This is a genomic window from Candidatus Gastranaerophilales bacterium (assembly GCA_028696075.1).
Lineage (GTDB): Bacteria > Cyanobacteriota > Vampirovibrionia > Gastranaerophilales > JAILCC01 > JAQVHS01.
In genome coordinates this window covers 1-13,995 of sequence record JAQVHS010000005.1, presented here as the reverse complement: position 1 = coordinate 13,995, position 13,995 = coordinate 1, and the positions used below count along the sequence as shown (strand labels likewise).

General features: G+C 35.7%; 15 protein-coding genes and 1 rRNA gene. 10 read left to right on the top strand and 6 right to left on the bottom strand.

From position 1 onward, the window contains the following. Positions 1-99: 99 nt before the first annotated feature. A complete protein-coding gene (locus PHX18_04530; GenBank protein MDD3593876.1) occupies positions 100-1,368 on the bottom strand; it encodes a GAF domain-containing sensor histidine kinase in 1,269 nt (422 codons plus the stop codon). A gap of 97 nt (positions 1,369-1,465) precedes the next feature. On the opposite strand from PHX18_04530, the gene PHX18_04525 reads away from it, so the two are divergent. Genes PHX18_04525 through PHX18_04515 form a run of 3 tightly spaced genes read left to right on the top strand, consistent with a single transcriptional unit; the run spans position 1,466 to position 3,046 of the window. Then, positions 1,466-1,669 (top strand): hypothetical protein, encoded by a 204-nt coding sequence (locus PHX18_04525; GenBank protein ID MDD3593875.1) that lies wholly within the window; start codon positions 1,466-1,468, stop codon positions 1,667-1,669. Next, entirely contained in the window at positions 1,666-2,388 is a 723-nt protein-coding gene (locus PHX18_04520) for a hypothetical protein (GenBank protein ID MDD3593874.1), read from the top strand. Before PHX18_04525 ends, PHX18_04520 begins: the two co-directional genes overlap by 4 nt. Position 2,389: 1 nt before the next feature. Next, complete coding sequence (locus PHX18_04515; protein MDD3593873.1) at positions 2,390-3,046, top strand: BadF/BadG/BcrA/BcrD ATPase family protein; 657 nt, start codon at positions 2,390-2,392, stop codon at positions 3,044-3,046. Positions 3,047-3,140: 94 nt separating this feature from the next. Here PHX18_04515 and PHX18_04510 read toward each other — a convergent pair whose 3' ends face one another. Continuing rightward, entirely contained in the window at positions 3,141-3,983 is an 843-nt protein-coding gene (locus PHX18_04510) for a flagellin (protein MDD3593872.1), read from the bottom strand. A 286-nt stretch (positions 3,984-4,269) separates the two neighbouring features. On the opposite strand from PHX18_04510, the gene PHX18_04505 reads away from it, so the two are divergent. Both PHX18_04505 and PHX18_04500 read left to right on the top strand, forming a co-directional pair. Beyond that, on the top strand, positions 4,270-5,007 hold the full coding sequence (locus PHX18_04505; GenBank protein ID MDD3593871.1) for an RsmE family RNA methyltransferase: 738 nt from the start codon (positions 4,270-4,272) through the stop codon (positions 5,005-5,007). Beyond that, on the top strand, positions 4,991-6,403 hold the full coding sequence (locus PHX18_04500; protein MDD3593870.1) for an HD domain-containing protein: 1,413 nt from the start codon (positions 4,991-4,993) through the stop codon (positions 6,401-6,403). Before PHX18_04505 ends, PHX18_04500 begins: the two co-directional genes overlap by 17 nt. Here PHX18_04500 and PHX18_04495 read toward each other — a convergent pair. Then, positions 6,396-7,115, bottom strand: a complete 720-nt coding sequence (locus PHX18_04495) for a hypothetical protein (GenBank protein ID MDD3593869.1) — start codon at positions 7,113-7,115, stop codon at positions 6,396-6,398. The two genes, PHX18_04500 and PHX18_04495, sit on opposite strands and share 8 nt — an antisense overlap. 178 nt (positions 7,116-7,293) lie before the next feature. On the opposite strand from PHX18_04495, the gene PHX18_04490 reads away from it, so the two are divergent. After that, positions 7,294-7,446 (top strand): hypothetical protein, encoded by a 153-nt coding sequence (locus PHX18_04490; protein MDD3593868.1) that lies wholly within the window; start codon positions 7,294-7,296, stop codon positions 7,444-7,446. On the opposite strand, the gene PHX18_04485 is transcribed toward PHX18_04490, so the two are convergent. From PHX18_04485 to PHX18_04475, 3 genes are all read right to left on the bottom strand, one after another. Continuing rightward, positions 7,424-8,227: a mechanosensitive ion channel gene (locus PHX18_04485; GenBank protein ID MDD3593867.1), complete on the bottom strand. Its 804-nt coding sequence runs from the start codon at positions 8,225-8,227 to the stop codon at positions 7,424-7,426. The genes PHX18_04490 and PHX18_04485 overlap by 23 nt on opposite strands. A 23-nt stretch (positions 8,228-8,250) precedes the next feature. Further along, complete coding sequence (locus PHX18_04480) at positions 8,251-9,732, bottom strand: FHIPEP family type III secretion protein (protein MDD3593866.1); 1,482 nt, start codon at positions 9,730-9,732, stop codon at positions 8,251-8,253. Positions 9,733-9,803: 71 nt separating this feature from the next. Then, positions 9,804-10,376 carry a hypothetical protein gene (locus PHX18_04475; GenBank protein ID MDD3593865.1) on the bottom strand — a complete coding sequence of 191 codons (573 nt, stop codon included), beginning with the start codon at positions 10,374-10,376 and terminating at the stop codon, positions 9,804-9,806. A gap of 98 nt (positions 10,377-10,474) precedes the next feature. On the opposite strand from PHX18_04475, the gene PHX18_04470 reads away from it, so the two are divergent. From PHX18_04470 to PHX18_04455, 4 genes are all read left to right on the top strand, one after another. Beyond that, complete coding sequence (locus PHX18_04470) at positions 10,475-12,034, top strand: radical SAM protein (GenBank protein MDD3593864.1); 1,560 nt, start codon at positions 10,475-10,477, stop codon at positions 12,032-12,034. Positions 12,035-12,191: 157 nt separating this feature from the next. Next, positions 12,192-12,401, top strand: a complete 210-nt coding sequence (locus PHX18_04465; protein ID MDD3593863.1) for a helix-turn-helix domain-containing protein — start codon at positions 12,192-12,194, stop codon at positions 12,399-12,401. Between the two features lie 102 nt (positions 12,402-12,503). Beyond that, positions 12,504-13,130, top strand: a complete 627-nt coding sequence (locus tag PHX18_04460) for a hypothetical protein (protein ID MDD3593862.1) — start codon at positions 12,504-12,506, stop codon at positions 13,128-13,130. A gap of 475 nt (positions 13,131-13,605) precedes the next feature. Beyond that, positions 13,606-13,995: ribosomal RNA gene (locus PHX18_04455) — 16S ribosomal RNA — on the top strand; the annotation flags it as partial.

Below are 13,995 nucleotides of genomic sequence, written 5' to 3'. Positions count from 1 at the left end.
TCTTTACATAAAATTGCAGACCGAATTGCTTCACTCAATATGATTAAAAGAGCTAATCCCTAAGCTCTTCATCTGTCCTCAGCCTCCGCTTAAACCGAGTTATGCGGGTAATTCAAACCAAAAAGTTGTACCGTTATTAAGACGGCTTTCGAGCCATATTTTGCCGCCGTGCATTTCAACAAGCTCTTTTGTAATAGTAAGCCCTAATCCCGTAGAAGAGTATTTGGAGCTGTAGGAGCTGTCTACCTGTTCAAATTTTCCGAAAATTTTGCCGTGATATTTTTCATCTATGCCTATGCCGTTATCTTTGACATAGAATAGGATTTTGTTTTTGCTTTTTTTGATACCTACTTCAATTTTACCTTTCTTGTCGGTAAATTTAATGGCATTGCTTAGCAGGTTATACATAATCTGGTCAAATTTTTGTTCATCGGCGGTTACTTCTATTTTTGCTGCCGGTAATTTTGTAAAAATTGTTATTTCTTTTTTCAAAGCAAGGCTGTTTACCACGTTTATAACCTCTAAAATAGAGCGTTTAGCATCAAACTTTAATTTAATTATTTTCATTGCTTTGGCTTTAATCTTGGACATATCAAGCAAGTCATTAACCAATGCCAGCATTTCTTTGCCGCTGTTTTGGATTTCCAGTACATAATCTTGCTGTTTGGCATTTAAGTTTCCGAATATTTCCATATCAAGCGCTTCTGAAAAGCTTATAATAGCATTTAACGGGGTGCGAAGAGCATGCGACATATTAGCTAAAAATTCGCTTTTTATTTTGTCGGCTTCACGTATTTTGTCATTTTCTTCCCGAACATTTTCAATTGCATGAGTTTTTTCTATTACGTTTTCATTAAGCATTTTTAACTGCAGTTTAAATACATTGCTTAATTCAGCGTCTTTTACTATATAAGAGCCTATGGAACTTAGTGCCTGTGCTACAATAATCTCCTCTTCCGAAAACGGTTTTTTATTGTTGAACCTTACGCAAAATATCACACCGAAAACGGCTTCTTTGATATTCAGAGGCAAAATCAGCAGCGAATAACTTTTTTTTATTTTAATACCAAGTTCGTTAAGTATAGTATTTTTGCCTTTTTCACCGGTTATTTGAGTTGTTTTTTTATTTTTCAAAAAAGTTTGCAGCGCAAACCCCGCAATGTTGTTATAATGGAATTCTATTTTAGTATTGTCAAAATCCGAAATATCTTTAATATCTATGCCGTTGCTGCTAAGGTATGCAATCATTGCGAAATCGGCATTTAAACGGGCTTTTATTTTATTTTGGATTAAATGCAAGGCTTCTTGCGGTTCAAGCTGTGCATTTAAAACGTCAGGTAATTCTAAAAGTATTTCCTTTAAATTCATTTTTTGAGTATACTCTTCCTATAACTACTTAATTAATTATACCTTTTAAATTGTCGATGTTGCAAATAGTTTTACAAAGTCAGGATTTTTAACTTATATGAAAAGAACATTTTTATTTAGTTTACTTTTAATTATAGGCTCTGTTTTTTTGATAACAGGCTTGTTTTTGCAGGATATTTTAGCCTTTTTGCACATTAATCCCTCCAAGACGGTTCTTTATATCGAAAAAATTATTATTTATGCGATAGGGTTTATGGCATTTTGGTTGTTCAGATTTTATAAAAATTCGGAAGAAAAATGAAAAAATTAATAGGTTTCTGGGGGTTTCCCAATCCAAAAGTTATGCAGGAATATACCCGAAAGCATGATGAATATGAATTTTGTGATTTATGTGTGGAATATGGTGCGCCAAAATCGGCTGTTATCCCGGAAGCTAACTGTAAAATTATTGCCAATATTTTAGATAATGCTATTTTCTTTAAAGATAAACTGGAGTGTATTGTGGCATCTGTCGGCAAGGAAAAATGTGATTCCGGCAGATATATTGCAAAGATTTTAAAAGATATGGGGTTCAGTATAATAGAGTCAAAATATGAAAGCTACGCTGACGGTGAGATTTTAACGCCCATTTCGACAAGCGGTTTGTCTGTCAGAGAAAAAATCACAAGAATTACAACTAATATAATTAAAGAAGATTTTGAAACTTATACATACTGTGAGCCTGTTATGGGTTTTTGGGGTGTGCCGCCGAATGATTTTAGTTTTTTGGATTTGCTGCCTGACGCTACCCATCTTTTCGGCTGGGTGCGTTGTGTGGAGGCGAAACGACCTGCTGATGAAGAACTTGAGCTTATGGTAGATGAGAATTTGCCGACTGTGTTTTTTTCTCAAACTTTTTGTTCAAAAAACCAGATAGCAAAATATTTGGCGAAAAAGCATTCCGGCTTATTTATTGATGTTGATGATACGGCTAATAATTCTGCAAAGGCAAAGATAGAAGCATTTATAAGGTTGGGATAAAATGATATACGTTGATGCGGGAACAAGTTTTAGTAAAATTATAGAAATTGGCGAAGATGGTCTGAAAACAACCAGGATTTTGCCATCAGATGAGCTTGGGGCTTTGCAGATAAAATTTGATGCCGCTGCGGGGCATAGCGCTAAAAATTATCTTAAACAGGGGGCAAAGCTTGAGAATGAAATCATAGCTCTGGCGTTAGGGACTAAGAAGCTTGTACCTGAACTTAAAGACGGAACGATTTTAGACATAGGCAGCCGTGACACAAAGTGGGTAAAATTTGAAAACGGCAAATATCGTGAGCTTGATTGGAATAGCGCCTGTGCCAGTGCAACAGGAGCTACTATTGAGATGATATGTAAATTTTATAATATTAATTCTGACGAGCTGCGGGCAGTTAAGGAACGCTTTCCCGTAACATGCGGAGTTTTCGGGATGGAAAAAATTATGGATGAAATCTCGAAAACAAAAAAACCTGACGCTGCTGTTGCAAAATATATCCATGGAATTGCGTTTAATGCCTGGAATTTTGCGCAAAAACCTGATGTTATTTATTTATCGGGCGGATTTTGTGAAAACGGCTGTTTTGTTGATGCACTGGCTAATTATTGCACAGTGGTTAAGCTGGGACGATTTGTTCTTGTTGAGGGCTTGTTTTAGTTAACATAAAAACAGACCGGCACAAATTGGCCGGTCATACAGGGAGAGTATATTATAATTTTTAGGGGAGATTAACATTTTTAAAAACGCTAATCTATCCTTGTAGTAACTGTAGAGCTACTGCAGACAATTGGTTCGCCTGTGATAATACACTTGACGATGCTTGCTGCAATATTTGATATTTAGTAAGTGTTGATGTTTCCTTGGCTATATCTGTATCTCTGATTCTTGATTCAGCTGCAGTCAGATTTTCTGACATTATAGTTAAGTTCCCAAGAGCACTTTCTACACGGTTTTGATAAGCGCCAATCATTGACCTGCTTTGTACTACCGTTCCAATAGCTTTGTCTAACTTATCCATATATTCATGGATTTTGTCCGGTGTCCAGCTTGAACCTGTCTCGTTGATTAAAATACCCAAAGTTGTTGCAGTACATGTAGTAAATGCATCTCTTATATTTAAAGTTGAGTATTCGTCAGTACTTGCACCGATTTGTAGGATAATGCTTGTTGCCTCGGAACTCAACAATGATATTCCATTGTAAGTAGCTGTGTGTGAAATTCTTGTGATTTCTAAAACACGTTGTTGAATTTCGTTCAACATAGCTTGTCTTTCTGCTGTTGCATACGTTCCGTTAGCGGCTTGTACAGATAATTCGCGAATTCTTTGCAAATTGTCTGCGATAATCTCAAAACCGCCCTCTGCGATTTGCAACATGTTAATACCGTCCTGGATGTTTTTGGTTGCCTGTTCTGTTCCTGCTACCTGGGCTTTTAACCCCTCTGATAAGGACAGTCCGGCGGCGTCGTCTCCTGCATGGTTTATTCGGTACCCGCTTGATAATCTTTCATACGTTTTTGCCAAAGCGTCCGTATTTTTCGATAAGTACCTCTGTGAAACCATCGAGGCGACATTAGAATTAATGTAAAGTGGCATAATAACTCTCCTTGTGTATTTCTACCCTGTTCTAAAGTCTCTGTGATTTCTCTTCACAAAAAAGTAATCGGCATTTTTTTTTGAAACTTTAACCTTAAAAACCCTTGTTTTTATGGTAAAATACCTCTACAACTAAAGTATTAGATGATTTCAGCTGCTTTAACGTTTTTTTTGAATATCCTCTGTTTGATGTAGAACTGATTTTCAAAATAGCCCTAAAATTCGGTCGACACAACCGCTTTAGGATATTATTTTAGCTTAAATCATTAATAATAAAGGAAAATAAATGCCTCAATTCTATTTAAACTCAATAAATATAGATAATGACATTGCTAAGATTTCTGAAAAATCAGATATTAAGCATATTTTAAACGTATTGAGATTAAAGGAAAATGATGAAATTCTTTTGATTGATGAGCATGAGATTGTTTATCAAACAAGAATTTTAGAAATTTCCCCTACTCTTATTACAACTAAAGTTATAGATAAGCATGCTTCAAATAAAAAGCTTTCCGTTCAGGTGGATTTGGCGCAAAGCCTTTTAAAATCGACGGCGCAAGATTTGGTTGTTCAAAAGATGACAGAGCTCGGGGTGAGAAATTTCTTTACCATGCCGGCTAAAAGAAGTGTAGCGAAGTTAACGGGCAAAGATATATTATCTAAGATTTCAAAGTGGAAGAGAATTGTCGAAGAATCCTGCAAACAGTGCGAAAGAGCGGACAAGATGGCAGTGCATTTTTTGCCGTCGTTTGAGGAGTTGGCATGCTTGGCGAAAGATTACGACGTATGTCTGGCATGTGTCGAGCGCTCAAGCGATAATTCCATCAAAACCGCCATGCAAAAGTACCCCAAAGCACGCAGGGTTTTGGTTATAATAGGTCCTGAAGGCGGGTTTGAAGATATTGAAACGGAATTTTTTAAACAGGCGGGCATGGAACGAGTCAGTCTGTCGAATTTGATTTATCGTGCCGAAACAGCTTCTATTGCTGCAATAGCGAGTGTGATTTATGAATATGAACTATGATGACATATTAGATTTAGAGCCTGTAAAGGTTTTAGCATGCTTAGCCGGTAAAGAAGCTAAATTATTTTTAGCGGGAGGCTTTTTGCGTGATAAACTCTGCGCTAAAGAAAGTTTTGACATGGATTTTATAGTTCAGGGCCAAAATGCACTTGAACTTGCTGAAAAATTTGCCCAAAAAATAGGCGGGAGTTTTGTTTTGCTTGATAAGGATTATGAAATAGCAAGGGTTGTTGCAGATGATAAACTTCATTATTTTGATTTTGCAAGGTGTCTGGGAGATGATATTGAGAAGGATTTAAAGCGAAGGGACTTGACGGTTAATTCTATAGCACTTGAGATTTTCCCTTCCGTTAAACTTTATGATATTAACAAGGGGATTGAAGATTTTCATGATAAAAAAATAAAGGTTATATCAGAGCAAAATATTATAGATGACCCGCTTAGAATTCTGAGGGTATTTCGTTTTGCTGTTCAGCTTGGCTTTAAAATTGACCCTGAAACGCTTAAGTATGCAAAAAAGCATTTGGATTTGATTGATAGTGTGTCAAAAGAGAGAATACTGGCGGAGTTTTTGAAACTTTTGGAAGCTAAAAACAGCGCAAAGTATGTTGAATTTATGTATGATATCGGTTTGCTATATAAGATTTTGCCGATTTTGGAAATAGAGGAAGGAATTCCGCCTAACAGCCATCACCACTTGGATTTAATTCACCATTCCATGGAAACCTTAAGGCAGGCAGAGTATTTGATTGAAGAAATGCCTGAATGGGTTTCCGCCCGTTTTGATGAGAATTTTAACCATGCGCTGAAAGTTTCTTCTCTGTTTAAAGTTGCCTGTCTTTTGCATGACATTGGTAAAAGGGAAACCTGGACAATCGAAGAAAACGGCAGACACCGCTTTATAAACCATGATGAAGTCGGCGCTATGCTTTTAAAGCCCGTTTTAAAACAGTTAAAATTCAGCAAGGCTCAAACAGCTTATGTAACGAAGCTTGTTAGATATCATATTTACCCCTCGCAGCTGACAAGAAGCGAGGAAGCTGCTTCTCAAAAAGCAATAAACAGGATGTTTAGAAAGCTTGATAATGAAACAATAGATGTCATAATTTTGGCTATGGCAGACAGATTTTCTGCTCTTGGTCCTGAGATTACAAAGCAAATTTCAGAAGATAATTTTAATGCCTTGACAATATTTTTAAATCAGTATAAGGCGTTTGCCCAAACTAAAGAACCCTTGCCAAAGCTTCTGGATGGAAATGAAATAGCGGAATTTTTGAATATTCCAAGAGGCAAAGAACTGGGTCGGATAATAAAAGAACTTCAGGAAGCGCAGGCTTGCGGTGAAGTTCTTTCAAAAAAAGACGCGTTAAATTTTTTGAAAAATATTGTTAATTAACAGGAATGTCCAAAGGCTGTGCTGTTTTTATATGAATAATCTGCCCGGGGTTAATTACAATATCTCCGCCTTTTTTAAATATATTATAGATGGATTTGCCTACCAAAAATCCGCTGCCGCCCAATGAACCGCCGATAGCGCCGACAGGTGCGGTTAGAACAACAGGCACTCCTGCAAGGTGTTCAAGCCCTGTATCTACTCCCCATTTTGTAGAATTTACTATTATAGCTTTGCTCTTAGAGGCATCTTTTTTGAATTCTTTGCCGTAAGAAGTAGGGGAAACAATATCACCTTCGTAGTTTACGTTAGGATTATCCGTAATGTAGGCATAAAGAGGAACTTGTTTGCCTACAGGCGTTACGATATGGTCGAAAAATAACAAAATTCTTGCACCTTTAACAAGTAAGTTAGCTTTTTTTACTTTTCCTACGGTACCTCTGATCATACTTCCTGCCGGTAAAATAATATTATCGCCGAGAATAATATCTTCGGTAATTGAAGCGTTAAACTGGTCGCCTACACTTGATGTTATTGAACTTACGGTTGATTCCATTTTCAAAGGAACAACAGTGCCTTCAGGTATTCTTCTTGATGAAACTTCTATTTTTACAGGTCCTGACGAACCGGGCGCCGACATAACACTGCTGCCTGTTTGTATTAAAGTTGTGGTTAATATTAGTATTAATATCCAAAATCCTGTTCTTATTTTCATATTCTTTCCCTCGATTACATTGCCTCTTTATATTAATTTGAGTATAGAATATTTTTCATGCCAGACCCACATTGTAAATTTTTGTTAATAATTAACGGAATTATGGGATAAATCGTTAAAGAATTTTGAATTCTTGCCGATATATTAAATGTCAGTTTTATTAGGGATATGAAATTCTATGATTAGAAATTATTCAAATAACTCAAACACGTCTAATGCAAACAGGTTTATATTACGTGCATGCAAAAAACGTCGTTCCATGGCAATTTCTAAGGCGAAGATGATTCAGCAGGAACTTGGAATTACTACTAACTTGATAGCGTTGAAATAAGCTTTATATTACTTACATCAAGTTTTTCTTTAATTCTTTGGTTGAATTGGTTTTTAAAAGTTGCCTGCGAACCTGATGTTGTTTTGACTTTGCATAACGTATAAATAACGGTTTGTACAATTCTGTCTACACCAAGAATTTCTATATCTGACAAAATCATCTTTGAGATTTCCGGATTGTTTTTCATATCGGCATAAACCTGGCGCATAGCGTCATAAACACTTTCTACATTAGAATCATGAGGCACGGCTACAGTTAAAATATTGTAGCCGTAATTTTGTGTATAATTTGTTACGGTCGTAATTAATCCGTTGCGGATATAGTGAACCTGACCCGATGTATCCCTTAAAACTATCATTTTGAGGCTTATTTTTTCGACATTGCCTTTAAGCCCTGCAATTTCAACATAATCGCCCACGTTTATTTGACCTTCGGAGAGTACTAATACCCCCATAATCAAATCTTCCACAAATCTTTTTGCGCCAAAACCTATGGCAACACCGGCAACACCGGCTGTTGCTATAAGCGGTTTAATATCTATGCCAAAGGTTGTCATAGCTTGCAGCAGCGCAATAACTATAAAAACGGCCAAGATTGTCGATTGAATAATTTGTTTAATGGTTTGCAGCTGTTTTACACGTTGGGGGTTATCCGTATATGGTAAATTTTTAAATATTTTATTCACTACGATGTCCATTATTTTGACGATAATTGCAAATAAAATCAACGTCATAAGCAATATAACGAATTTGTTTGTAAATATCGCACTAATTGTTTCCATGATAATTTCCTCCCTTAAATAAATTAACTGTCAGCAACTCCTACGACATTAAGGTTAAAGTCTTTGGCAATTTCTTCCCTTGCCAATACTCTTATTTGAGGTATAAACTCTCTTAATACATTGTGAACGATGTCCCTTATCTCGCAAGAGGTTATAACAGGGGTATTGCTGATTTCAAGATTATTTTCTTTGATTTCCTTCATAATATTTGTAATTACCTTTTGAATAACTTTGATATCTATTTCAATATTTCTTTCCTGAATTTCTTCATCAGGGCTGATGTAAATAAGGCTTTCAAATTTCTTTGAAACCTTATCTCCTAACATTATCACAGTTATTTCACGGTTTTCATCAGCGTACATGGCACTAATTTGTCTGGCTAGCCCGATTCTGAGTTCCGTTAAAATATCGATTTCTTCATCTTCTCCTATGTAGTCGTTAATTTTTTCAAAAATGAAAACTATATCACGCACACTTACATAGGAGCTTATAAGCTGCGCCAAGATTGTACGGATTTCGCCGATAGAAATCATTTCAGGGATAAGACTGTCTACAAGGTAGTGGTTTTTCTTCAGCGCTAAATCCATATAATTATTAATATCCGAATAATCCAGTATGCTGTCGGCATTCTTGACTGTTATAAACTCAAGCGCCTCAACTATGAATTCTACCGTACTTTTGCCCTTATTCCAAAAGTCTTTTGTCTTTGATTCTTCCACCCAAAAATTTTCTTCCAAAGTAATTGAGTTAAAAGATGCAATGGCACTTTTGGGTTTTTTGGTTAATCCGTCTTTGTCGAATACTCTATAACCCGGGAATGCTGTTCCTTTATAAGCTTCGATATCTCTTATAAGTATGGTGAATTCATTGGGCTCCAGGTTCTGGCAGCTGTCAAATTTGACATAAGGCAGCACAAATCCCAGTTTTTCGGTTAATTTTTGTCTTGATTTTACGGTTTCATTTAGGAGCAAATTCTCACCGTTGGTATCGGTTAACCTTGAAAGCTCTTCACTTAGCATAATTGTTATTTTGTTTGTTTCAATACCTTCAAACATTTTTTCGGGGTTTATAGCCAAAGAAAGTTCAAGCTTCATCTCTTTTAACTCTCTTAATTCTTCGGCTATTTGTTTGTTAAGCTTCTGATGTTTTTTTTCATCACCTACAACTTCAAGCGCTTGTTTTATTTTTTTTATTTCTTCTTTTTTTTCTTTGATTTTACGTTGAATTTGCAAACACTGGTTGTATGGTGCATCTGAGGTTTCAAACATTTTTTCAAGCGGGCTTTTTAAATCTCCGATATCAGAATTGTCCTGCTCTTCCAGAATTTCAATTTCTCTGACAAAAATACAATTGTAACAAGCTTTGCCCGTGGGTGTTTCCGCCTCGTTCATTGTGTATAAATCCCAGCCTTCAAATGCCATAGTGTTCAGAAGAAGTTCCAGCCCCTGCGCATCGTCAAGCGGGCATGTTTTGACCGCGTATTGGTTTCTGATATCTTTAAACATACTCTCTCCATTGATTTATTGATTTTGATTATAGCATATAATTTGCGGTAGTTAATAAAAAATACCGGTGATTACAGCTTTTCTTTTTTATCTTGTTTCTCTTTTTTATCTTTGGAGTTTTTGCTTTTTTTATACCCGACATATCTTTTAACGCTGATTGTATAGACAAAAGGATTATAAATATCATCCTGCAATAATATTTTTTTCTTATTGAGTATGGAGTTCGTGTCTTTTTTAAATTCTTCGCAGAAATAATTATCCACAATTCTATAATTGGCGTCATTTTTATACCTGATTACTTTATACATTTTCTCTTGAAAATCACGTTTGTCCTTGTCTTCATTAACAAACATATATACATCATTGCCGAATTGTTTCATATTAATAGCCGCAAATTGGGGTTCTTTGCCGTTTGTTTTTTGCACATAAATAAAACCAATTTCGGGATAAAATTTTGTAACTTTTGCTTCTTTGCTTTGCAAATATTCATCAATAATGCCGAAAAAATCATGTTTTGTAACTTCAGTAAAAAAATATATGGGAGTCTTACATTTGACTTTTCTTACTTTAGCGTAAGAGCCGGACGCAAAGGCAAAATATATTATGGCAAACAATATGACAAAAATAAAAATTTTTTTAAACATATATATATATTATCATGCATTCTTTGCTTTTATGAACTTTTTCGCGTAAGTATTCTGGATTTGACAAAAATTCATAAACAGCCATAAAATAAGACGGTATGAAAGAAATTTATTTATATAAAACCCCTAAAAAAGAAGATTATACCGTATCTGTCGGGCTTGCATACCCTTCGACATATTTTTACGGTATGAGTGTGCTGGGTTTTTTGTCGATGTTTAAAGAGCTGGATTCTTGCGAATTTGTTTCGGCGCAGAGGATTTTTACAGATACAAAAACTCTTGCATTTGACCCTAAACATTTTGATATGCTTGGTTTTTCTTGTGTTTTTGAGCTTGATATTTTGCAGATTTTAAAAATTTTAAAAAAATACGGGCTTGAGTTATCTGCCCAAAAAAGAAAAAACAAACCGCTTATTTTTGCGGGTGGTCCTGTTATTACCGCTAACCCCGAACCTTTTGCAGAGTTTTTTGACTTTTTTATTATAGGGGATGGCGAAGGTGTTTCCTGTGAAATCGCTAAAGTTTATAAGCTTAACCGTCATAAGAATAAGAATGAGATACTTAAAGAACTTGCAAAAACAGAAGGGATTTATGTACCGTCTTTATACGACGTAAATTATGAAGACGGATTAATAAGCGGATTTAAACCGCAGAGCTTGGAAGTGCCTGCAAAAGTTCAAAAAAGAAAAGCCGACCTGAGCGAGTGTCTTTTTTCTCCTGTTATTTCAGACAAAACTTTTTACAATGAAACCGCTTTTATTGAAATAGCACGGGGATGCCCTTATGAATGTAAATTTTGCACGGCGCACTATCATAACATGCCTTGCAGGTTTGCTTGTTTGACATCCATAAAAAAAGCTGTCAAAAAAACATCCAGACATGCCAAAAAACTTGTGCTTATAGGTGCGATGATTAGTGAACATCCTGATTTTGAAGAGATTTGTGATTGTATTTTGAAACTTCAACCTAAGCGGGATTTTCAGGTTGAATTGTCTTCTTTAAACGTTAAGAAAGTATCGCAAGGAGCATTGCGGCTTGTTTCCTACAACAATAACGAAATTTCTCTTGCTATAGAATCAGGCAGCGAAGCGCTCAGAAGGAGTTTTGGCAAGCAGCTTTCTAACGATGATATTTTTAATACGATAGGATTTTATGCGCAAGGCGGTGTTAAAAAAATAACGCTTTATTCTATGATAGGCTTGCCTGATGAAACTTCCGGCGATATTGATGAATATATAAAACTTGCGGTTGATTTGAAGAATACTTTTGAGGGAACGGCTTTTACACATATTGTGAGTGCATTTATTCCTAAGCCCCAAACACCGTACGAGCGTGAGCCTCGTAAGAATAACGCTTACCTTAAAACTGAAATGGAAAAAATCAAAACGCTCTTTAAGGAAAACGACATTGGTGTTAAGCTTCCCGTCCTGCAAAACGATGCTTTCAATACTTTGATTTCACAGGGCGACAGGCGTCTGGGTCAGTTTATTAAACATATTTTTACTAAAAACACTCCGATTAAAGATATTTTTAAAGAATATAAAAACTTTATGCGCCTTAAAAACTCCAAGCTGAAACAACCGCTCATACATTTTTCCAAATATATATATAGAACAAAAGATAATGATAAAATTTTACCCTGGGGCTTTATCGACTAGCAGTTTGAATGAAGCTAGGAAGCCGGGATTAAGCTTAAGAGGTGAAGGGGTGAAGAGGTAAAGAGCTTGAGGAAGTTAAGAAGCCGGGATTGAGTTTGCGGGTAAAAATGGAATGTCATTCCTGTTATTAGGTTGAGTTATATAGCAAAATTGGAATATGAGTCAAGATATTAGAAGAATTTTAGCTAAAAATGTCGCAAAATTGCGTATTGAAAAGGGTTTTACGAAAGAAGGACTTTCTTTAAAGCTTGGGTTCGATAATTCCTGTATAAGTAAACTTGAAAAATGTATAATAAATATAACTCTTGATAGATTGGAATTGATAGCTAAAGAGTTTGGTGTTGCGGTAAAAGACTTGTTAAAATAGCTTTTGTAAACAATTGTTTCGTTTTTTTATAAAAATAGGATTGGTCTTCTTGAAATGTTTTTATTCAGGTAAGGATAAAAACATTTTATTAGAGGAGCGAATATGTTAAAGCAGTTAGAATCGGAATATTCTGAGTTATATAAAAATTATGCGGCATGCCGTATGGAAGTGCTTTCTGATATGGATATGAGTTCGCAAGGGCATGCCAATACCGAAATTCTTGATAATAATTCTAAAATTCTTAGATATTTAAACGATAAAGACCTTGCAGCAGAGCTTGAAATGCTGATTGAGTCAGTAAATATGGCTATCCAAAAGAAAAAGTTTGAGCTTTTGCAAAACTTGATTACGGGTCTATCCAAAGATATATATAAATTAGCGGCTTTTGAGATTATGTACTTTGATAAACATGCCTCTCTTTTGAGTTCTGATATTATCCATGCCTTTAAACTCACTAATTTTGTGCAGAATTTGATAAATAACCTTAAGCGCACAGCCCTTGTATCCCCTACAAATACGGCTTTTGCACTTAGAAATGTAATCCTTGCGGAACAAAATAACGTGGATTTCGTCTTTAATCATGGCAATATTGGAAGCGAGTTTCTGCAGCAAGTAGATAAGAGATACCATGACAATTTTGGTTCCAGACTTTCTAACGATATTAAAAAAATGAACAGGCATGAGCTTAAATCGCTTAAGGCGGTTAAGATTTTGTCGGGTTTGTTTTAGATTGATATAGCTTGAAACAGGCGTAAAATAAGGCTTTTGAAAAATTTTTACATTTTCTTAAAAAAAATGAAAAAAAACTAGCCAAAAAAATATGTTTGTTTTACATTATTAATTGTGACGCAAATGACAAGCAACTAACGTAAGTTAGTAATATGTCAGAAGCAATTGGGATAGTACTTTTAAAAAAAATTTGAAATAAAAATTTATTTAAAAAAACGCTTGACTTCAAAAATTGCTGGTGATAACATAACAATTACCGTCAAACGAATGGCGGTTTTATAATGAGTGAGCTAAAGAAAAATTTAAGTTTTTTCAAGCGAACAAATTACAACGAGCTAGGCTCGAGTTATAATGGCAAGTGAACTTTGAAAATTGAATAACTGAAAACTATACAATCGTTAATTCTTTAAACAATTAACTGGACAACAATTAGCTAGCGTTTCGAGCGAAAGCTCGATTTCATAAAAGCTTTTCGACAACGGAGAGTTTGATCCTGGCTCAGGACAAACGCTGGCGGCGTGCCTAATACATGCAAGTCGAACGAGAAACAGGAGCTTGCTCCTGTGGACAGTGGCGGACGGGTGAGTAATATATAGGAAATCTGCCCTAAGGAGGGGGACAACAGTTGGAAACGACTGCTAATACCCCATATGTGCTTAGTTGAAATACTAATCATGAAAGATTTATCGCCTTAGGATGAGCCTGTATCTGATTAGCTTGTTGGTGGGGTAAAGGCCTACCAAGGCGACGATCAGTAGCTGGTTTGAGAGGATGATCAGCCACAATGGGACTGAGACACGGCCCATACTCCTACGGGAGGCAGCAGTAGGGAATTTTGCGCAATGGGCGAAAGCCTGACGCAGCA

Excerpts from the sequence above, each read along its gene's own strand:
- PHX18_04530 (MDD3593876.1), bottom strand. The coding sequence starts at position 1,368 with ATGAATTTAAAGGAAATACTTTTAGAATTACCTGACGTTTTAAATGCA.
- PHX18_04525 (MDD3593875.1), top strand. The coding sequence starts at position 1,466 with ATGAAAAGAACATTTTTATTTAGTTTACTTTTAATTATAGGCTCTGTT.
- PHX18_04520 (MDD3593874.1), top strand. The coding sequence starts at position 1,666 with ATGAAAAAATTAATAGGTTTCTGGGGGTTTCCCAATCCAAAAGTTATG.
- PHX18_04515 (MDD3593873.1), top strand. The coding sequence starts at position 2,390 with ATGATATACGTTGATGCGGGAACAAGTTTTAGTAAAATTATAGAAATT.
- PHX18_04510 (MDD3593872.1), bottom strand. The coding sequence starts at position 3,983 with ATGCCACTTTACATTAATTCTAATGTCGCCTCGATGGTTTCACAGAGG.
- PHX18_04505 (MDD3593871.1), top strand. The coding sequence starts at position 4,270 with ATGCCTCAATTCTATTTAAACTCAATAAATATAGATAATGACATTGCT.
- PHX18_04500 (MDD3593870.1), top strand. The coding sequence starts at position 4,991 with ATGAATATGAACTATGATGACATATTAGATTTAGAGCCTGTAAAGGTT.
- PHX18_04495 (MDD3593869.1), bottom strand. The coding sequence starts at position 7,115 with ATGAAAATAAGAACAGGATTTTGGATATTAATACTAATATTAACCACA.
- PHX18_04490 (MDD3593868.1), top strand. The coding sequence starts at position 7,294 with ATGATTAGAAATTATTCAAATAACTCAAACACGTCTAATGCAAACAGG.
- PHX18_04485 (MDD3593867.1), bottom strand. The coding sequence starts at position 8,227 with ATGGAAACAATTAGTGCGATATTTACAAACAAATTCGTTATATTGCTT.
- PHX18_04480 (MDD3593866.1), bottom strand. The coding sequence starts at position 9,732 with ATGTTTAAAGATATCAGAAACCAATACGCGGTCAAAACATGCCCGCTT.
- PHX18_04475 (MDD3593865.1), bottom strand. The coding sequence starts at position 10,376 with ATGTTTAAAAAAATTTTTATTTTTGTCATATTGTTTGCCATAATATAT.
- PHX18_04470 (MDD3593864.1), top strand. The coding sequence starts at position 10,475 with ATGAAAGAAATTTATTTATATAAAACCCCTAAAAAAGAAGATTATACC.
- PHX18_04465 (MDD3593863.1), top strand. The coding sequence starts at position 12,192 with ATGAGTCAAGATATTAGAAGAATTTTAGCTAAAAATGTCGCAAAATTG.
- PHX18_04460 (MDD3593862.1), top strand. The coding sequence starts at position 12,504 with ATGTTAAAGCAGTTAGAATCGGAATATTCTGAGTTATATAAAAATTAT.